The sequence below is a fragment of the Pseudoalteromonas luteoviolacea NCIMB 1944 genome (assembly GCF_001625565.1).
In the GTDB taxonomy this organism is placed as follows: Bacteria; Pseudomonadota; Gammaproteobacteria; order Enterobacterales; family Alteromonadaceae; genus Pseudoalteromonas; species Pseudoalteromonas luteoviolacea_F.
This window is the reverse complement of record NZ_AUXS01000086.1, coordinates 10,012-33,383: the sequence shown is the minus strand read 5'-3', so window position 1 is coordinate 33,383 and position 23,372 is coordinate 10,012. Positions and strand designations below refer to the sequence as shown.

Here is a 23,372-nt window from a genome sequence, read left to right as displayed (position 1 = left end):
TTGCCATCCAAGCGTGTTGACTGCAGCGCAAGAGAGCCGCCTATGTCACTAGTCTTTATGTTCGTTGGGCAGGGCTCCCAACATTACAAAATGGCCGAGGCACTCTATCAAAACAATGCTGCGTTTCGCGATCACATGCAGCGCTTAGATAGGGTTGCTATTGAAGCGGGGGGAAGATCAATTCTCGCCAAACTATACACAAGTACAGGACAGCTAAACCCTGTCTTTGATGAGTTGCGTTATACCCACCCCGCTATCTACATGCTGGAATATGCACTGGCGGCAAGCTTGATACAAAACGGGGTTAAACCTGATTTTGTGTTGGGCTCGAGCTTGGGTGAGGTGGTGGCGGCAGCCATCGCCGGGTGTATTGAACCGGAGCAAGGGATGCGCTTTGTGGTCGAGCAAGCTGATATTTTTGAGCGCTATGCTGAAACGGGTGGCATGACGGCCATTCTGGCAGATCCTCACCAGTGTGGCGAGCTCCAGTTGGCCGAGCGCGGCCTTGAAATTGCTGCGCTGAACTATGATGCGCACTTTGTGGTGTCGGGGTCAAATGAAGCATTGACTGAGCTCGAAGCACAACTGCCGCACTTCGGACATGCATTTATGCGTTTGCCCGTCACCCAAGCCTTTCACTCCTCGAAACTCAACCGGGCAAAATCTGCATTTCTCGAGCTGTGTCAAAAGTACCGATTTTATGCGCCTTCCCTTCCTTTGATCTCCAGCACCACCGGGGAGTTAGTGAAGCGAGTGGATGGCGATTATTTTTGGCAGGTGGTTCGTCAAGTTATTCAATTCCCGCAGGCTGTGGCCACCGCAGAAAAACTCGGTGCCCGCCACTTTTGTGATTTAGGCCCATCAGGCACGATGGCGAATTTTGCCAAAAGATGCCTCAGGCATCGTAGCGAGTGTGAGATCACTGCGTTACTTAACCCTTTTGCAGCAACTTTGGATTTATTCAACGAGTTGATAGCAACATATTCGCATTCAGAACAAGGTAATAAAAATATGAGCATGACCAATACAGCAATCGATCCGGCCGCCAAAGTGTATATGTTTCCCGGCCAAGGCGCTCAACAAGTGGGCATGGGCGGTGAGTTATTCGACAAGTACCCTCAGTTAATTCGAGCTGCAGATGAGATTTTAGGCTATTCAATCAAAGAACTATGTTTGAATGGGCCAGTCAGCAAGCTGAGCAACACGCAATATACACAAGCTGCACTGTATACGGTCAGCGCATTGAGCTATTTAGACAAAATCGCCAATGAAGCCGAGCCTGACGTGGTTATGGGGCACAGTTTAGGTGAATTCAATGCACTGTTTGCCGCGGGTGTATTCAGCTTTGAAGATGGTTTGAGGTTGGTGAAAAAGCGCGGAGAATTGATGGCGCAAATGTCCGACGGGGGGATGATCGCGGTGATGAAATGTGCGCCTGAGGTGATCCACAAAGTGATGGACGCCGCGCACATTAAAGATATTGATTTTGCCAATTACAACAGCCCTTCACAACTGGTACTGGCAGGACCAAAAGACAGTTTGGCGCGCTTAACCTTGGGTTTGGAAGAAGAAGGTGCTGCGGTTGTGCCGCTGAATGTCAGTGCACCGTTTCACTCTCGTTATATGGCACAAGTGCAGCGTCATTTTGCGAACTATTTAACACAGTTTTCATTTGCCACTCCGAACAAGGTGATTATTTCAAATGTGCATGCTCAACCATATGATGCGGCGCAGCTGAAACAGTGCCTGGCGAAGCAGATCTCTTCACCCGTGCGCTGGTGCGATAGCATCGAGTACTTGTTGCAAAAAGGGGTGAGCAACTTTCATGAAGTGGGCCATGGGCAAGTACTGAAAAATTTATTGGCAAAAATTCAAACTGCATGGACAAATACGCATGCCGCACCAGTGCAGAGCGAAGAGTCAAGACCTGTGCCAGCAAAGGTAGCGCGTCCAACTCACGCCGTGGCACCGCTTACGTCACGACAACTAGGCTCTGAACACTTTAAGAAAAAATATGGCTTGCAATATGCCTACGCAACGGGGGCGATGTACAAAGGCATTGCCTCCAAGGCGCTGGTGATCCGTATGGCGAAAGCTGGATTTTTATCTTTCTTTGGCACTGGCGGGTTAAGTGACGAAAACATTGCTCAGAATATAGATGCAATCCAACAGGCCCTAGGCACTACTGCGACGGTTGGGATGAATCTGGTGTGTAATTTAGCAAACCCGGACAAAGAAATGCGTACGGTTGAGCTGTTTATGCAAAAGGGCATTACTGTGATTGAAGCTGCGGCGTTTCTCAGTGTGACACCGGCCTTGGTACGATATCGCTTACAAGGTCTGAGCCGAGATGCTCAGGGTAATGTGCGTGCAGCGAATCGCATTATGGCGAAGATCTCTAGACCAGAAGTCGCCGAGCAATTTTTGAAACCCGCGCCCGCTCATGTGGTTAAGAAATTACTTGAGCAGGGATTGGTAAGTAGTGCGCAAGCCGAGCTGGCGAAAACCATTGCCATGGCTGACTCACTTTGCGTCGAAGCGGATTCAGGTGGACACACAGATATGGGTGTGCTGTCGGTTATTCTGCCCACCATCATTCGGCTGCGCGATCGGGTTGCTCACGAGTACAACTACCAAGCACAGATCGATGTCGGTGCTGCAGGTGGTATTGGCACGCCAGAGTCAGCCGCATCTGCACTGATGCTCGGCGCTGACTTTATTTTAACCGGTTCAATTAATCAATGTTCGCCAGAGGCGGGCACCAGCGATGAAGTGAAAGCGCTGCTGCAAGACGCCAACATTCACGACACACGATATGCCCCTGCAGGCGATATGTTTGAAATTGGTGCAAAAGTACAGGTGTTGAGAAAAGGTGTCTTTTTCCCAGCCAGAGCAAACAAATTGTATGAGTTGTGGCAACGTCACCAGGGGTGGCACGAGGTAGATGCTGCGACACGAGACCTGATAGAGAAGAAATACTTTAAACGTTCATTTGACGCTGTGTATCAAGAAACTTGTGAGTATTACAACAAAGCGAAACCGCAAGAGATAGTGCGCGCTGAAAAAGACAGCAAGCATAAAATGGCCTTGGTATTTCGCTGGTATTTCATTCATACCAATCGCATTGCCATCAGCGGCGCTGCCGATAAAGTGGACTATCAAATTCACTGTGGTCCGTCCCTTGGGGCGTTTAATCAATGGGTTAAAGGTACTCGGTTTGAGGCATGGCAAAACCGCCACGTCGATGAAATCGCACACTTGTTATTGGACGGTACCGCAGAGTACATGACGCAAAAGTATGCGCAATTGATGACCCGCGCGCAGCAGCCGAAACAAGGTGCAGCCGCGCTTGAGGTGGCATTACAAGATTAGAAACTGGTTGCCTCACTGATGGCACACAACCCCGTAGTTTAAAGATGAGACGAGTATTCAAGGATAATAAGAATGTCGACAATTTCACAAAAAGATATCGCAATTATTGGTATGGCGTGCCGGTTTCCCAAGGCTGAAGATTATCATCAGTACTGGGAAAACCTTTTGGCTCAGAAAAGCTGTATTTCTGATATTCCCCATACCAGATGGGATTGGCGACATTACGATGGCGATCCACTCGTCGAAGTCAATAAGAGCAATTCGCGATGGGGTGGGTTCATCGACAAAGTGAACTGTTTTGACTACCGTTTTTTTGGTATCTCCCCCTCCACAGCACAGGCGATGGACCCGCAACAGCGGATCATGCTAGAGCTCTCATGGGCATGCATGGAAGACGCTGGGGTGGTACCGCAATCGCTGGCTGGGAAAAATGTGGGGGTGTATATTGGGGCGTTTAACTTTGATTATAAGGAGTTGTTAGAAAAACACGAAAGGCCCATTGAAGCCTATCAGTCTACTGGCACCGCCAATGCCATCATTGCCAATCGGATCTCGCATTTTTATGACTTTAATGGCCCAAGTGTGACGGTGGATACCGCGTGTTCGGCGTCGATGAACGCGGTACACAGTGCCATGCAATCGTTGCAATTAGGGGAGACAGACTTGGCGCTGGCCGGTGGTATCAACTTGATCCTGACCCCTACGCGACACATTTCATTTTCAAAAACCGGGATGCTGTCTCCGAGCGGCCAAAGCAAATCATTTGATGCTGGCGCTGATGGGTATGTGCGCAGCGAAGGGGCCGGACTGATTTTGTTAAAGCCCTTAGCCGCTGCACTGGCGGACAACGATCAGATCCACGGAGTGATAAAAGGAGGGGCTGTCAATCACTGTGGTAAGACCCATACGTTGACTTATCCAAGCTATCAAGCACAAGCGCAGGTGATCTCTCGTGCGATGCACAATGCACAGGTGAGCCCAGATACAATGACCTACATCGAGGCCCATGGCACCGGGACACCAAAAGGTGATCCAATAGAGATCCAGGGACTACAGCATGCATTCCAACACAGCACCGACACCCAGTATTGTGCCATTGGTTCGGCCAAGTCCAATATCGGTCACCTTGAAGCGGCTGCGGGCATCGCAGGGATCATCAAAGTCTTGCTCTCCATGCGAGCTGGCGTCCTGCCAGGGCTGGCGAATTTTAAATCGCTCAATCCGCGGATCACATTGGAAGACTCGCCGTTTTATGTGCTTCAAAATGCCCAACCGTGGCAACAGCGCACCGATAGCCAAGGCTATTTGCTGCCGCGCCGTGCAGGGGTCAGTGCATTTGGTTTTGGTGGCACCAATGGACATATTGTGCTGGAAGAAGCCCCACAAAGGGGGCAGCCATCGCCGCAAACTGCGGCGCAATCAGCCTATATATTTGTGTTTTCAGCCAAAACAGAGGCCAGCTTGCTGGCGCAACTGTCTAATATGCATGCTTGGTTGTCACGTCAAACGACCTTGGCGTTAGCACAGCTCAGTGCCAACTTGTACAGACATCGCACGCACTTTAGTAAACGGGTTGTGGTGATAGCTAGCTCACAAGCAGCACTGTTGGCGAATTTACAAGATGCCATCGCAGCGGTTACTGAGCAGGCCTATGGCCAGCCTTTTCATAGCGAGCACCAGAGGGTCGAGCAAGTGTATGATCAAGCGGCGCAGTGGCTACAGGATATGGACATTGAACATCATCAGGTGATTCCTGAGCTGACGCAGCATATCAGCTTGCCCAGTTATGCCTTCGAGCCATCAGAGTGCTGGTTTGAGTCGCTACCAGAAACTGACAGTCAAGCACCCCGTGAGGAAAAAGAGGCGACATCAGAATTTACTGTGCAGCGTGCAGCGCAAGGAGAGAATATCCAAGGGGGAGTCGGGAAGTGTGCGCTGGTACCGCGCTGGACTGAGATCGAACCACAGCCTCAAAGTGACGCAGCGAGCAGTCAACATGAGGGGGTTGTGTGTGTGGTGGGGGCGAGCGTATCGCTACAAGCGACACTGTCGACACTGCATGACAAAGTGTATTTTTTTGATGCACAGCAAGCGCCGCAGAAGGCATTGCCTGACATAGCCCCACAGCACATTAGCCATGTCATTTGGATCCCTCCGACGGCGAGTAATGATGTCCTTGGCGGCGATCATAACAAGTGTGTACAGGACTGTTTTCAATGGCTACAGTTTGTACTGCATGAGCTGTCGGTTGCGCCATCTTGTGTGACATTGCTTATGCAACAGGAGAGTGACCTGCCGGAAGATATTGCTTTTGAGCACGCGCCGTTGGTGGGCATGCTGGGCAGTATTAGTAAGGAATACCCGGCGCTGAATGTGCGTTTGTTTGATGTGGGAACAGGTAGTACGCAGTGGCCGCTGGAGATCCTAGGCGATATACAGCGTCGCTTTGATGGGGTCCATCTGTATCGTCATGGACAGTGGCTAGTGCGCCAGTTTGTTCCGATTGAATGGACTAACACCTTACCTACCACAGCGCAATCATCTGTATTGTGTCGCTCAGGTGGTGTGTATGTCATAGTGGGTGGCGCTGGGGGAATAGGCCGCGCGGTCACAGAATATATGTTCAAGCATCAAAATGTGCATGTCATATGGCTGGGCCGCAGAGCTTTGGAACCGCAAATTCAAGCATCTATCGAACAATTGCGCAAAGAGGGGATGACCTTGCAGTATGTGCAAGCGGATGTCACTGAGTACGCTGCTTTAAAAACGGCCTACCAACACATTGTACAGCAGTTTGGTCAAATAAATGGGGTGATCAATGCCGCGATGGTTTTTAAGGCGTGTGCCTTTAAAAATATGCGCTTTGCTGATTTTTCCGCGGTCTTTGATGCCAAAGTACAAAGCAGTGTTAACCTCGCCCGGCTGTTGAAATATGAATCACTCGATTATCTGGTGAACTTCTCATCGATCAATAGTTTTATCACCGCCGCCGAGCAAAGCCATTATGCGGCGGGGAGTCTGTTTCAAGATACTTTATCTAACGCATTGCAAAGAGTAGTACCGTTTCAGGTGAAAACCATCAATTGGGGGTATTGGACCGCTGAGGGCGCACTGGCTGACTCTGACATGTTCCAATATTGGCGCGCCAAATCTGGGGTGGGGGATTTAACCATTACTGATGCGATGGCAACCCTTGAAAACGTGATGCGCTCAGAGCTTCATCAAGTGGCGTATGTTAACGCCTTGACGGCATCGGCTAACCTGCCAAATACAGAACCAAAACAGCGCTGTTACGTCGCTGCTGAGGTGCGTAGTGATGCACTGGAACTCAGTGATTTGAATCGCGTTTTGTTACCCGCTACGGCAGATCTTAGCGGGGGTTTGACGTTTCCCGTCGCAGATGAATTAACCATTCAGTATATGTGGTACCAGCTTTACCGCTGTGGCTTGTTTGATGATTCGAATTTGACAGTACAAACATGCCAGCTGCGTTTGCAGCAGCTGCGCGCAGAGCAGAGCGAGTCTTACCTCCAGCGTTGGTTACACAAGGCCATCAATGTCCTGTGTGAGAGCGGCATACTTGCCTATCAAACTTCTGAGCAAGAGGCACAGAGCGTATTTTCTATCACCGAACAAGGCCGACAACTTGCGACCGATGAGCAGATTTTAACACAGTGGGCCGAGGCGTGTGCTAACTGGACCGCGGATCCTGCAACGGCGGCACAGGCTCGACTACTCGACGCGACATTATCGGCGCTACCTGCAATTCTCAGCGCAGAGAAACGGGCTACTGAGATCATGTTTCCCGAGTCTTCAATGCGCTTACTGGAAGGCATTTACAAACATAATCCGGTCTCGGATTACTTCAACCACTTGGTAGCAGATGTGGCTGCGCATATTACCCAGCACGGCTTTAAACACGGGAGAAAAGTGCGAATATTAGAGATCGGAGCGGGAACCGGGGGCACCAGCGCGCTGGTCTTTGAAACCTTGAAAACAGTGAAACATCAGGTAGAAGAATACTGCTACACTGATATTTCACGGGCGTTTTTAATGCATGCTCACACGCATTATCAAGCACACAACCCATTTTTGAAAACGGCGATTTTTAACGTAGAGCAGCCAGTAGACGAGCAAGCGGTGGAGCGTGGCAGTTATGATATGGTGATCGCAACGAACGTGCTGCATGCGACGCGAAATATTCGTAACACCTTGAGTAATGCCAAGGCGCTGCTCAAACCTGGCGGTGTTTTGATCTTAAATGAATTGTCCGAAGATTCTATTTTTTGTCACATGACCTTTGGTCTGCTCGAAGGATGGTGGTTACACGAGGATTCTGCTATCAGGATCCCCGAGTGTCCGGGACTGACCTCACTTGGCTGGAAACAAGCCCTAGAGCAAGAAGGGTATCAGGAAGTAGCCTTTCCACAGCTGAGTGCACATGTGTTGGGTCAACAAATCATTGTCGCTAAAAGCAATGGCGTGCGGTTTGCCCAAGCTGATACTCGTGCGGATAGCCAACCATCACCCGCTGTGATCGACAGTGACACGGATGAAGCAAGTACCAAGGACAAGACTGGGGCCAAACAACGTGTGGCCCCTCAGGCGCACAGCACATCAGCGCTGAAAAATACCATCAAGCAGGTCATAGCGGATGCCTTAAAGTACAGCGTGAACGACATTCAAGTCGATGAGTCGTTTGCGGATTATGGGGTCGATTCTATCACTGGCGTTAATGTTGTTCAGGCTTTAAATGAGGCACTGACACTGACTTTACACAGTACCTGTTTATTTGATTATACCAATATCACGCGGTTGGCTGACTACATTGCAACGCAGTTACCCGAACAGCCTGAAAACGACATGGTAGCGCATCACAGCCCAGCGGATGAGGACGCGGCTCAAAGCCAGCCTGTGCCGCAGAGCCGTGCGCAAGCAAGTACGCCGTTAACATCATCAGATGACGACATCGCTATTGTTGGTATGAGCGGTCGCTTTGGTAAAGCCGACAATTTATCCGCGCTATGGGCGGCATTGGAAAAGGGCGAAGATTTGGTTGAACCGGTACGCCGCTGGAATTTATCGCAATATTATCCGGATATTGACCCGAATGAGTATTGTGATTCGGGGGCTTTACTGACCCGTATTGACCAATTTGATCCCGGCTTTTTCAACCTGTCTCCCAAAGAAGCCACTTATATGGACCCACAACAGCGTCTGTTTATGGAAACCTGTTGGCATGCTTTGGAAGATGCCGGGATCAGCGAGCAAAGTATGGATGGTGAAGCTGTCAGCATCTATGTGGGGTGTGAGCAGGGTGATTACGACCACTTGTTTGACGACGCGCCGCTAGCGCAGGCCTTTTGGGGCAATGCGCCGTCAATTATTCCTGCCAGAATATCTTATCACTTGAACCTGAAAGGGGCGGCCATTGCCATTGATACCGCCTGCTCAAGCTCATTGGTGGCGATCCATAACGCCTGTGATAGCTTGCGACATGGCGATGTCGATATTTCCATTGTCGGTGGGGTATTTGTGCAATCAACCCCAGATTTTTATCTGAAGTCTAATCGCGCCAATATGCTATCTAAGTCTGGCAAGTGTTATACCTTTGATGAGCGCGCCGATGGATTTGTGCCAGGCGAAGGGGTTGGGGTTGTAGTGCTCAAACGTTTGCGTGATGCCATTGCTGACAAGGATAGAATTTATGGTGTGATCAAAGCCAGCGGTATAAACCAAGATGGCACCAGTAATGGGATCACCGCGCCAAGCTCGGTGTCTCAAGAGCGTCTGATCAAAGACACCTATGACAAATTCAATATTAATCCAGAAAACATTCAAATGGTCGAGGCTCACGGGACGGGAACTCGTTTAGGCGACCCCATTGAATACGAAGCCTTAAGCCGCGCGTACAGTCACTACTCCAGCAACACCGCATGGAGTGCATTGGGGTCGATAAAAACCAATTTAGGGCACGCCGCCACGGCTGCGGGCATGGCTGGTTTGTGCAAAATACTGCTGTCGCTACAACATAAAAAAATCCCAGCATCACTGAATTACAACACCGGTAACCCTGCGATCCAATTTGATGGCTCACCTTTTTACGTCAATACCGCGCTCTCGAACTGGCAGTCGAATGGGCAAGACCCGAGAGCAGCGGCGATCAGCTCGTTCGGGTTTAGCGGCACCAACGCCCATTTAGTGATTGAAGAAGCGCCTGAATTACAGCCCACAACAGAGGCCCACAGCCACTATTTACTCTGCTTGTCGGCAAAGACGGCGCAGCAACTCAGCCGCCGCGTTGAAGATCTCTTAGTACATCTGCAAAGCGGCCTAGTCACTAACTGTGCGGATCTGAGTTACTCGCTGTTGCAAAGGCGCACTCACTTTGAGTATCGCTTTGCGTGTGTGGTTGAAAATCTGGCGCACGCTGAGCAGGCCCTAAAGCAGTGGGTAGCCCGTGAGCCGGGCACACAGGTTTATGACAATATTCAGTCAGAGTCTGCCAGCGCGGTGCGTCCAGGCTATGCGCAGTTTGCAATGGACTCACTAAACAAAGCGATAACGGAGCACAATCACCACAGATATCAGCAAGCATTAGATATGCTTGGACAGCTCTATAGCGAGGGCGAGGCATGTGATTTTTCAGTGCTATTTCAGCACAGTGCAGCCCGGGTGATCACCCTGCCGGATTACCCTTTTGAGCAAAAGAGCATTTGGATTGATGGTCAGGTTGAAAATCGGCGCAGCGCTGCTGTGCAGCCGCAGGCCAACAAACTTCATCCATTAGTGCACAACAACGCGTCTACCTTTTTGCAGCAACGTTTTGTCAGTCACTTTGACAGTCAAGATTACTTTTTACAACAACATGTGATCCATGGCAAACCGATATTGCCAGGCGTCAGTATGGTTGAAATGGTGCGTGCGGCGCTGTCAATATCAACGCAAGGTACTAATCATGTTGAGCAGCACACACTGGTGATGAACAATATTGGCTGGTTGACGCCTTGGGTGCTCGATGAAGCGACAAAAACGGTGCACATTGACCTGCATCGTGATGGTTCTGGCACGCGATTTGAGATCAATAGTACTTCGAGCCCCGCGCAAGCTGAGCCTGTGACGCATTGTAGTGGAGACGTGCAATTGGAAGCGCCCTCTGCGCCAGTGCGTAGCGCTGTACCGGAACTTCCTAAAAGCGGATCACTTGTGTTATCTGCTGAATCTGTCTATGGGTATTTTGAACAGTGTCACATAGCATATGGTGAGCAGTTTAGACGGGTTTCGCAATTGATCATCTCAGGCACACAAGGGATTGCAGATATTGTTGCGCATCCAGAGCAAAACGTTGCGCAGCAAGAGATGGTGATTGAACCGGGCATTTTTGATGGGGTGTTGCAATCCGCTGCGGTCTTGATTGCCCGCAGCCGTAATATTGACGAGGCATTGGTGCCAATCGCGCTAGCGCAATTGCGAATTTATGGTGCACTCAATGGCACTGTGCGCGCACATATCACTATGGCCTCCGAGCTAAGTGCGAACACCAGTGTGCACAAGGTGAATATTGACGTGTTTAGCGAAGAAGGCAATTTAATTGCGAGCATGACCGGGTTGAGTTTTAGAGCCATGTTAGCGACCTCACCTTCACCGGACAAGGTGATTGCGCCAGCGGCGCAGAAGATGCAAACGTTACAGTTTAGCCGCGCGATACAAGCGACAGAGCGTGCGGTGCATTTAGCACTGAGTGACAGGGTTACACTGGATAAAGCGCAGTTGATTGTTGTATTGGATGAGAGCCATGTACAAATACAAGCTGGAACAGATTTTGCGCTGTGTCAGGCACAATTGCAGCAAGTGTGTGGGCAATTTAATGGCGTAGAACATCAGAACTTAAATGACACTTTTGAGCGTCATTCGAGCTGTTTACTGGCGATGTTACAGTTGCTGATGCAGCAAAAACAATTGACAGAGATCCGCTTACAAGTGGTGGCCGCCACACATATGTCTGAAGGTGAGGAAAATATCCTGACATCGGTTACCTCGAGCCTATCCGCGTTATTAAAAACCACAGCACTTGAAGATCCGAGGTTTTGTTGTCAATTTATCGACATCGCAGTGCCAGAAGGATCAGCGCCGCCCAGCCAAGCACACATAAATGGATTGTGCCGGGTTGCAGCCAATCATATGGATGAAGCGTATTTACTATATAAAAATAATACGCTATACCGAGAAACTTGGACCGAGATAAACCCTGATACAGGGGCCCTTAGTCCGTGGCGTGACGAGGCGGTCTATCTGATCACTGGCGGTATGGGCGGGATTGGCTATGCGATTGCACAAGATATTGTGCAGCACACCCGCACCGCACGTATTTTCTTACTTGGGTCGCGCCAAGCTGATAGACAGATTGAACAGCAGGTAGCACAACTCAACTCACTAGGTGGCCACACTTCTTATCACAGTGTCGATGTCACTCAAGCGGCGGCACTCAACCACTTTATTACTGCTCACCAAAATGCGCTGCAATGTATCACGATATTGCACTGTGCTGGGGTGACCCGTGACAGTTTGGTGGCTTATATGGCACCAGAGGGTTTACATCAGACATACCAGCCAAAAGTTGCCGGGGTGGTCAACCTAGATACCGCCACCAAACATTTAGATGTTGAAAATCTGGTGCTGTTTTCTTCTGTGAGCGCGGTACTGGGAAATGTGGGTCAGGGCAATTATGCCACTGCCAATAAGTTTATGGACCGGTATGCGACATATCGCAATCAGTTAGCTCAACGTGGTGAGCGCAGAGGTCGTACTGTGTCCATTAACTGGCCTATTTGGGGCACCGAGGGAATGGCAATTGATGCGCCGACGCTTGCGCGCATGCACCAAGATTGGGGGATGAGCACCCTGGCTCCGCAAGACGGCCTGCAAACGCTCTACCAAGTGTTACAATGTCAACACAACAATGTGTTTGTTATGCATGGTGTCAGCGCGCGGATCCGGGCGCTATTTAACGCGCCAGCTCAGTCCCTATCATCCGATCAGACAATGGCTTTTTTGATAGCACAAAGCAGTGAATTGAGCGGCGTGGCAGCCCACGAGTTGGACACTCATCTTGCATTTGATGAGTACGGCTTTGATATGACACAGCGCAGCGTGCTGATCGATAGGCTCAGTGCAAAGTTAGGTGAAAGTATCGACAAACATATTCTGTATCAAGCAGGCTCGCTCGATGAGTTAAATACCTATCTTAATCACGCAGCTGAGCGCCAGCAGCAGCGCTCAGAGAGTCCCAATTCAAGTGAGCAAATAAGCTCAGCGCAGCACACGCCAGTGGCAACGCAACAGCTCACTGAACATGTTGCGCAGCTGTTGCGTGAACTTGTGCATCAACATACTGATATCGCACTGGAAGATATTACCAGCGATGCACATTTTGAGCGTTTTGGTATTGATTCTCTGATGGTGGTGAGTATGACCAGTGCGCTTGAGAAAATATGCGGACGTTTACCAAAAACGCTATTTTTTGAATACAATACCATTGCGCAGATCAGCCAATATATCTCAGAACATTTCCCGGACAAATTGCAAGCGCATTTTGCGCCCAAAACTGCGCTGGACTCAAGTACCGATCAGTCAGATGGACACGTCATTGAAGATGAACTCGTTCAGCACAGCGGCACACCACAATTACACGCGCCGCAACAGGAAACTACGGCATTATCAGCGCGCCAAACTGAGCCGACACTGACAGCTGGCATGTCGGCGCAATCAGACCACATTGCCATTGTTGGAATTGCAGGTCGCTATCCACAAGCGAGCTCGCTACATGAGTTTTGGCAAAACCTTGTACAAGGTGTGGATGCCATTACTGAGATACCTGCTTCGCGTTGGGATCACAGTCGCTACTTTGATGAGCGCAAAGGGGTGCTCGGAAAAACATACAGTAAGTGGGGCGGTTTTATTGATGGCGTAGATGAATTTGACCCCTTGTTTTTTAATATCTCTCCCCATGACGCTGAGTTTATGGATCCGCAGGAACGTATATTCTTGCAGTGTGCCTATCACGCGCTAGAAGATGCCGGTTATGCCGATACTTATTGCGCTCAGCCAGGGGCGAACCCACTGGGTGAAAAAGTGGGGGTATTTGTCGGCGTTATGTATTCGGAATATCAACTTTATGGCGCGCAGCAAGGTGTGCACGGCACCCCGATTTCACTGGGTGGCAGTGCGGCCTCAATTGCTAATCGAGTATCGTTTAGTCTCAACTTTACGGGACCAAGTTTGGCTGTCGATAGCATGTGTTCAGCGTCATTGACGTCAATAAACTTGGCGTGTGAAAGCATTCTCAATGGCCACTGTCATGCTGCGATTGCAGGTGGGGTTAACTTAAATCTGCACCCGAATAAATATTTAAACTTGGCGCAGGGTAACTTTGCTTCATCAGAAGGGCGCTGTAAGAGCTTCGCTGCGGATGGCAATGGCTATGTGCCCAGTGAAGGGTGTGGGGCGCTTATCCTGAAACCACTTTCACAGGCACTACGGGATAATGACCAGATCTATGGTCTGATAAAAGCGTCGTCTATTAACCACGCGGGTAAAACCAATGGCTACACTGTGCCCAGCCCCAATGCCCAAGCTGAGGTGATCAGTAGCGCGCTGACCAGTGCAGATGTAGATGTGACTACACTTGGCTATATCGAGGCCCATGGCACTGGCACGTCACTGGGCGATCCGATTGAAATTGCAGGGTTAGAAAAAGCCTTCAAAGGCATGAGCAGCGCACCATTTAGCTGTCGTATCGGTTCAGTAAAGTCGAATATTGGACATTGTGAGGGAGCGGCAGGAGTTGCGGGTGTGAGCAAAGTGCTGTTGCAAATGAAGCATCAAAAATTAGTGCCTTCAATTCACGCTCAAACACTGAATCCAAATATTGATTTTGAGCATTCTTTGCTGCAACTACAAACGCACTATGAAGATTGGCCACACCAGCAGCGAGAGGACACCATCTTACCTTATCGCGCCGGTATCTCTTCATTTGGTGCGGGTGGGGCGAATGCACATATTGTGCTTGAGGAGTATCCAGTGGCTGCACGCAGTTCAGCTGATGACAGTGATGTGGCGCTGCCCTATATGTTCTCTGCTGCAACGTCTCAGCAGTTAAGTACATTGGTCAGTGATTTCTTAGCGTGGTTTGCAGCGGGGCATTTTGACTCAGTCGCTCTTGCTGATATTGCGTATACGCTGCAAGTTGGACGCAAAGCGCTCAAAGAACGTTTGGTGATCATCGCCAGTTCTCGCTCTGAGTTGGTTGAGAAGCTGAAGTCTTATCAAGGCGGGCAAGCGGCAACCGGTGTATTCAGTGCAAATATCAAAGCGGCGAACGAACAACACCAAGCTGCTACGGATTTTACCGCATATCCTTGGTTGCTCGACTGGTGTTTGGGGCAAAATGTCGATGTGCAGGCACAGTGGTTTACAGATCAGCATGTTCGTCGCGTGTCTTTGCCGACTTATCCATTCAAGCAGGACTCATATTGGTACACATCAATTTGTGATGATGCGCCACAACTTGCGCCTGTCACGCCACATCAGCATCCGTTGTTGCAGCGCAATACATCCAATTTTTCGGGTGTGCGTTATGAAAACGATTTTAATGGGCAGGAGTGGTTCTTGCGTGACCATCAAGTGAGTGGCGAAAAAGTACTGCCGGGTGTCGCCTATCTAGAAATGGCGGTGCAAGCTGCCAAAGACGTGCATAAACTCACGGAGAGTGACCGTCTCTCGCTGTCAAATATTGTGTGGCGCCGCGCTGTGGTCGTGGCTCAACAAGGTGGTCGTATTGAGATGGCTCTGGCCCCGAAAGGCAGCAACAACAATATTGATTTTACGGTGCAACATAATGACGCGCTGTGTATGAATGCGCGGATCAACATCGAGGAACAGGGGGCACAACACGGCCGCTTCGTTGGCAATAAACAGCCTGATTTACAACAATTAATGGCCGGTGCTCGCACCATTGCACCAGCTGAATTCTATGCGGCATTTGCGCAGCATGGCATTGAATATGGTGAGACACATCGTTTGGTCCAAGCCTTGTACATCACCCCAACTCAGACACTTGCTAATATCGCGCTTGCGCAGACAGAGGAAAACCAGTTAGGTACATTCACTTTGCATCCGGGCCTGATGGATGCGGCTTTGCAAGCAATCAAAGCATTTTATATACAAGATGCGGATCCTCGTTTGATGGTGCCGTTCTCATGTCAGCAAGTGCGCATCCACGCAGCGCTAAGTGCCACTATGTGGGTGCTGTGCAATCGAGACGAGAAGGGGGCAAAACATCAATTTAATATTGAGGTGTTCAATAACAAAGGTGAACTAAGCGTGCAATTTAAACAGTTAGCTGTGATGCCCTATCATGGGCCGGGCAGCGTACATCAAACGCCTTCAGATGAGCAGACCAAGGTGACCAACATCAGCTCAAGCCAGAGCGCGGGGTCATTGGTCTCAAGCTCGAGCGAAGCGTGGGATCAATATTTAATACCGCGCTGGACAACTGTCGCCGTTGCCAGCGAGCATGACAGTCGCGATACACAACGCAATACGTTGGTGGTTGAATTGGGAGACTACTCAAAAGCGCTCAGCGTATTGCAATATAACAAAGGTACAAGCATTGCGCTCAAAGAGAGCTACTCTGTTGAGGACATTGTCAACAAGATCACCCATGCTGGCCAATTTGACGAAATCGTGTGTTTAGCTGCCAATGTTGAACTGAACTATGACAGTGCGTCAGACAATGATTTAGACCTTGCTTACACTAAGCTCAGCAGTATGCAAAAAGGGAGCGCATTGCTGTGCTTTAACTTTATCAAGGCGTTGCTACAGTGTGGTTATGCAAATCGGGCACTGGATATCAAACTGGTTACGATCCATGCCTTTTCCGTCTTGCCGGATGAGGGCGCAGATCCTGCTTATGCGAGCCTACATGGTCTATTTGGTTGCTTGGCCAAAGAATACAAAAACTGGCATGTCACTGCTGTAGATAGCGATTTTATCAGTGGCTTGCCAATACACGCGCTGAGTCGTGTTGAGCAAGCCACCGATGGTGTATCGATAGCTTACCGACAGGGGCAATGGTTTGTTCAACAACTTTACCCCTACACGCCACCGAGTGTGTCGAGTGAGCCCTATCGCGATGGCGGGGTTTACGTGGTTGTTGGCGGCGCTGGCGGTTTAGGTCAGGTGTGGAGTGAGATGATGATTAAAAACCATCAAGCCCATGTGATCTGGATTGGCCGTCGTGAACAAGATGCTGAGATCAGCGGCGCCATAGAGCGTCTTGCACAATATGGTCCTAAACCTTGGTATCTGTGCGCAGATGCCAGTGACCCCGTCGCTATGCGTGACGCGTTGGATTCAATTAAAGTACACCACCCGCACATCCACGGGGTGGTGCACTCTGCATTGGTGCTGCAAGATCGCAGTTTGGCCAGAATGTCACAGGATGAGTTCCTCGGCTGTTTAAGCGCCAAAGTGGATATATCCCTGTGTTTGGCACAAACATTTAACGCTGAATTGTTAGATTTTGCTTTGTTTTTCTCATCCTTAATCGCATTCACACGCAACCCAGGTCAGGCAAACTATGCCACAGGTTCGGTGTTTGAAGATGTCTTCGCAACACAAATGAACCGCCATTGGTCGTGCAAAGTGAGCGTGATCAATTGGGGTTACTGGGGAGATGTCGGTGCAGTGAGCGACGCGTCTTATCGTCAGAGAATGGAAAAAGCTGGTATCTTATCGATCCAACCCGAACCTGCCCTGGCGGCTATCCATCACTTACTGAGCAGTGACGAGCCACAACTTGGATTTATTCGTGTGGACAGCAGGGCACAGATCGGCGGCGTCAACGAACACGCTCAGATCACACGAGCGCCGAAGCTGCACAATGTCTTAGCGGATATTCAGGCTGAATTTGACTTGGCCTATCAGGAGGGAGCTGCGCGTCAACAAGCCCTCAGACATCTTGGGCAATTAGATCAGCAAGCCAATCAAGCCTTGGCAGAAGCTTTACTGCCATTGTTAGCTGTGCAATTACGTGCAGCGGGAGTGCTTGCTGTACACTCTGGTTCAGAGGTGAGGATTTCCGAGCTGGTTGGTCGCATACAGGGGCTGGGGTTGAGTGCGTATCACGAGACGATGTTTAGTCAGTGGTTGACCTACAGTGTGGAGCTATTACAGCAAGCTGGGTGGATCAAACAAGTGGGGCAGCAGTTGCTTTCTTTACAGCCAATGCAGGCACTTGATGCGGATACCTGCAGGCAGCGCTGGAAACAATATTGCCAGCACAACCAAGACAACAACCTGATCGCGGCTAAAGCGACGCTATTGGATGCCATGGTCACGGCCATACCTGATATCATCACTGGGAAGATAAAAGCCACCGATATTATGTTCCCTCAGTCGTCCATGGCTCTAGTAGAAGGGGTGTATAAAAATAATGAGGTGTCGGACTACTTTAACCATGATGTCGCACTGACTGTTTGTGCCGCTATTCGAGCATGGCAGCAACAGGGGCATGGCCATAAACTGAGAATACTGGAGATCGGTGCTGGAACGGGTGGCACCACTGCGGGCTTGTTAGAAAAGCTGAGACCGTTTGCGCCACAGATTGCTGAATATTGTTACACCGATGTCTCTCAGGCATTTCTCAATCATGCACAAACCCACTATGTGGCAGACTTTCCATTTATCAAAACGCAGTTGCTCAATATCGAACAGCCCCTATTGGCGCAAGGGGTGAATACAGGCAGTTATGATATCGTCATAGCAGCACAAGTATTACATGCCACGAAGAGTATCAGCACCACCTTGGCACACACCAAAGCGCTGCTCAAACGCAATGGTGTATTGATCCTCAATGAACTGAGTGAGCGCTCGGTATATAGCCATCTGACCTTTGGCTTGTTAGATGGTTGGTGGCTGTATCAAGATGCTGCTTTGCGAATGCCGTATTCGCCGGGGTTATCTTCATCGGGCTGGCAACATTGTTTGGCTGCACAGGGTTTTAGCCAAAGCTACTTCCCCGCGCCACAATCTCATGGCATGGGTCAGCAAATTGTCATTGCGATCAGTGATGGTAATTATATGACCCCCAAGCAGGCGCACAGCACAGCTCTACCTTTAGATGTCGCTAAACCGGCAGCGCAAGAGGCACAGACTGTGGCCGTAGCTACTCCCAGTTCAGGGCAAATTGCACCGCAGCTGACTGAGGTAAGTTCAGTGATCTTGGAGGCATTTTCGGCGGCATTGAAAGTGCCAAAAGCGTCAATTGACCCCACTGAAGCGTTTTCTGACTATGGTTTAGACTCGATCACAGGCGTTAATGTGGCGCAAACCATTTCCACTGAGTTGGACGTAGAGCTCAACACTACGGTGCTATTTGACTATGTTAATGTGGAGCAGCTGGCACAGTATGTGGTGTCTTTGTTATCAGATAAAGCTGATAATGAGCTAACACAGGTCACGTCATCGGTTGGTCGCGCAGCTCCGGTGCAATCGTCGCAAGCTGATCACGCTGAGGTGATGTCAATTGTCACGCGGGCACTGTCTCACGCATTGAAAGTGCCGCCAGAGGTGATTGAACCAACAGAAGCCTTTTCGGATTATGGACTAGACTCCATTACAGGTGTGAATGTAGCGCAAACCATCTCCAATGAACTACACATTGACCTCAACACCACGGTGTTATTCGACCACGTTAATGTCGAACAGCTCTGCCAGCATATAGTGGCGCAAAACCCTGATATCGCCGAGGCAACGGCATCGATATCAGCGCCACCGGAGTTGTCGGCGACACACAGCAGCCAATCAATAGCCGCTGATGATGCGCAGCAAGCTGCAATTTATGAGGTGATCACGCAAGCGCTGTGTGATGCTTTGAAAGTCCGTGTGGCTGATATTGATCCCCACGAAGGGTTTGCGGACTATGGTTTGGACTCCATCTCAGGGGTCGCTGTGGCGCAACATATTTCCCAACAGTTAGGCATTGAGCTCAGTACCACAGTGCTGTTTGATTATGTGTCAGTACACCAACTGGCGGAACATATTTTGACGAGCTATCCAGAGCGCAATATCGCACAAAAGGCGAATAGCTTTGACGGTGCGCAAGCGCTTCAAACCGCTTCGGACAATGACCTTACGCCTTCGTCCAATGACATTCAACCTATGCCTAAACAGGATATGCAACAGCAGCCAAGTCGTCGCGAGTACCCAGATGAGGCGATCGCGGTGGTGGGGATGAGTGGTCGTTTTCCAGGCTCTGAGAGTGTGGATGCGCTATGGCAAAATATTGCTAATCGCGTTGATCTAGTGACGCCAATAACCCGTTGGGATATGTCAAAATACGCTGGGCTATCCACTGATTTTTGTGCCCAAGGGGGCTTTCTTCGTGACATCGAGCAATTTGACCCAGGCTTTTTTAATATCTCTGGGACAGAAGCAACCTATATGGATCCACAGCAGCGATTGTTCCTACAGGAGTCTTGGAAAGCGCTTGAAGATGCAGGTTATGCCGGTGATCCCAACTTTGGTGAAAAAGCGGGAGTGTATGTTGGCTGTAATAGCGGTGACTACAAGAACATTTTGTCGCAAGATGCCCCTGCTCAAGCATTTTGGGGGAATGCCGGCTCTATCACACCGGCGCGGTTATCTTATTATTTGAACCTGACGGGGCCTGCTGTGGCAGTAGATACGGCCTGTTCAAGTTCTTTGGTTGCGATTCATTTAGCGTGTCAAGGGTTGTGGTCCGGCGAGTTAGATGTGGCACTTGCTGGCGGGGTGTTTGTGCAATCAAGCCCTGAATTCTATCTGCAAGCGGATCGTGCCAATATGTTGTCTAAACAGGGCCGCTGCCAGACATTTGATACCGCAGCGGATGGCTTCGTGCCCGCTGAAGGGGTCGGTGTGTTAATACTGAAACGGCTCGCGGATGCCTTGGCGGATGGCGATCACATTCACGGTGTCATAAAAGGCAGTGGTACCAATCAAGATGGCGCCAGCAATGGCATCACAGCGCCGAGTGCAAAGTCGCAGCAAAAGCTGATAAAAGAGGTTCACCGTCGTTTTAACATTGCAGCTGAGGATATTCAGCTGATCGAGGCCCACGGTACAGGCACCAGTTTAGGGGATCCAATTGAAAGTGAAGGTTTAAAGGCGAGTTTTCAGAGTGAGGCCACTGAGCCTGCGAATGCATGTGCTTTAGGGTCAATTAAATCCAATATGGGCCATGCAATCACGGCTGCTGGCGTTGCCAGTGCGGTCAAAGTTTTAATGGCGTTAAAACATCGTCAGCTGCCTCCGACCATTCACTTCGAAAAGCTCAACGAGCAGATCAATTTTGCCGATACGCCATTTTACGTCAATACTGAACTCACTCCGTGGGAACAGCCTGTAGGCAAACCAAGAACTGCCGCGATCAGCTCTTTTGGATTCAGTGGCACCAATGCACACCTAGTGCTCGAAGAAGCGCCAGTTAGTGCGCATGTCCAACCGCCACGAGCACAGTATTTATTTGTGTTGTCGTCACAGTCACAACCTCAGTTGGTGATCATGGCCAAACAGCTCCTTGCACACAGTCAAAGTCATGAACTTGATCTGGCAGCAACGAGCTTTACTCTGCTCAATGGTCGTAAGCACTGTGCACACCGCTTGGCTTGGGTTGCGCGTGATCAGCAAGAATTGGCACAAATTCTAACGGCCTATATCGAAGGCACAGAGGATCCCACTTACAGTTATGCGCATTTTGATAGAAAAGCGTTTAAAAAACAGGTGTCACTACAAGCATATAGCAATGAGTGTGTGCAGCGCTTCAGCAGCAGCCACAGCGCGCAGGAGCAGTATGACGCATTGCGTATCATCGCTGATCTGTTTGTACAAGGGTATCGCATTGAATTGAGTCGTTTATTTTTAGACACGGAACGTCGCCGAGTACCGCTGCCTACTTATCCTTTTGAGCAGAAAAAATATTGGGTGCCTTCATCTGAGGAGGTTGATAGCGGCGCAGCGTCAGTGCCGATGTCCAATGCGCAGCCTTTCTCTTGGCTGTTAACACAGCCTCATTATGCGGCATCTCCTTTTGACGCCGTCGCTTCCTGGGATAAAGCCGTGGCACAGCTGGCAGGTAAAACCTTGTATCTATTGGGAGATGAACCTCAAACGGCAGCGTTGACTAAGTTGCTCTATCAAGTGTGTGATAAAGCCAAACTGGCTGATTTCCCAGCGCTTACCTGCTTGTCATATCAGCAGGCCGCAACGATGGACTCGTTGGCGTCATTGCCGGATCTTATATTGTGTATGGACAGCCTAGACGACAGTGCACGAGCTGCACAAACTGGCCTACAGGGGCTGTTTGGATTACTCAAAGCCACCATGAAAAATAATTGGCAGCAGGCTGTCGAGGTGTATTATATCTATGAAGACCGAGCCGTCAGCCAAGCGTATCTTGATGCTATGTCCGGGTTCTATGAATCTGTGAATCGTGAAAATGACGGTTATCGCTTTACTTTGCTCCAGCACGGATCGCAACAGCAAACATTACAACAAATGTTGCTACAAGAGGTATTGCAAAGCGATGGCGTCGACAAAGCAGTTAAAAAAGTGCGGTATCATCACGGGAAGCGCCAAGTAGAGCGACACGTTGAATACCACCAAGGCGAGGCTGCCTTGGGATCGCCCGGTGGAGCTGAGTCAATCGCATTTGAGGATGGAAAAACTTACCTTATTACAGGGGGATTTGGTCCTGTTGGTCGTTTGTTATGTGAGCGGCTGGTGAAAACCTGGCAGGCTAACTTTGTGGTGCTGTCTCGCTCTGTGCTCGATGATGAACAGCGTGCGCTGTGTGCGCAGCTCAACCAATACAAAGGACGCATCCATTACCATGCGGTGGATATTTGTGATCAACAGGCACTGCAGCAAACTGTTGCGCAAGTTACGCAACAAGTGGGGCCGATCCATGGGGTGGTGCATATGGCAAGGTTGGTGCACGATAATTTATTGGTAGCAAAAAGTTGGCAGGAATTTAGCGACACGATACAGGCAAAAGTCACAGGTACGGTTAATCTAGATACCTGCCTTGCTGAGGCTCCTTTAGACTTTTTTATGATGTTTTCGTCGATAGCTGCTTTTGGCTTGCGAGGCGGAACGGATTACGGCTATTCAGCGGCTTTCCAAAATAGTTTTGCTCGCTATCGAAATGGCCTCACAGCTCAAGGGTTGCGTTCTGGTCGAGCGATATCTCAGTGCTGGGCTGGGTGGAGCGTGGACCGATATATGCCAGCTGCGCGAAGGGATGTAATGCAAAAACATGGCATGCTCCCCATCGATATGGATGCTGCGATGCCGATGTTTTGTGAGAGTTTGAATTTATCTGAGCCTGTGGTCGGGTTTGTCGGGATCTCCGATAAAGACAAAGCGAAGCACTTCTTTGACGTCGACAAGCAAGACACTGTGTCAACAGAGTCGGAACAGCTTGAGCAACTCTTGACCGAGTGGTCGACACATCAGTCACACCTGAGTGATGGTGACAAAGGGGCTATTAAGGATGCAATGGTTGGCATGTTAGCTCAGTTTGATGTCAATCACTTCAGCGATGCTCAAGTAGAAAAAGTGTATGGCATCTTGTTTGGCCAGAGCCAAGCTCGTACTGAAGACGCCACTGTTAACGTTGCAGCTGTGTCGGCGACTGAGCAGCCACTGGATGATCAGCGCGACATCCAACAAATCGTGCTGGACACCGTAAAAAAAGCGTTATTAGTTGAGGAGATCTCGGTCGATGAATCACTGCAATACTATGGCATGGATTCTGTGTCGGCTATGCAGATCTCTTCACGTTTAAGTAAAAACTTGGGTATGCAGATTGAACCGGTTTGGCTGCTCGAAAACCCGACTGTTCGAGCATTTGCGGATTATTTAAATGCGCAGTTTGCAGACTCGATATAAAAACATGA

2 protein-coding genes are annotated in these 23,372 nt (G+C 49.8%); both read left to right on the top strand.

The window, feature by feature from the left end; translation table 11 throughout:
• The first annotated feature begins 42 nt into the window (after window positions 1-42).
• Window positions 43-3,372 carry an ACP S-malonyltransferase gene (gene fabD / locus N483_RS24810; RefSeq protein WP_023402307.1) on the top strand — a complete coding sequence of 1,110 codons (3,330 nt, stop codon included), beginning with the start codon at window positions 43-45 and terminating at the stop codon, window positions 3,370-3,372.
• Window positions 3,373-3,444: 72 nt separating this feature from the next.
• Window positions 3,445-23,364: an SDR family NAD(P)-dependent oxidoreductase gene (locus N483_RS27165; RefSeq protein WP_023402306.1), complete on the top strand. Its 19,920-nt coding sequence runs from the start codon at window positions 3,445-3,447 to the stop codon at window positions 23,362-23,364.
• The last annotated feature ends 8 nt before the right edge of the window (window positions 23,365-23,372 follow it).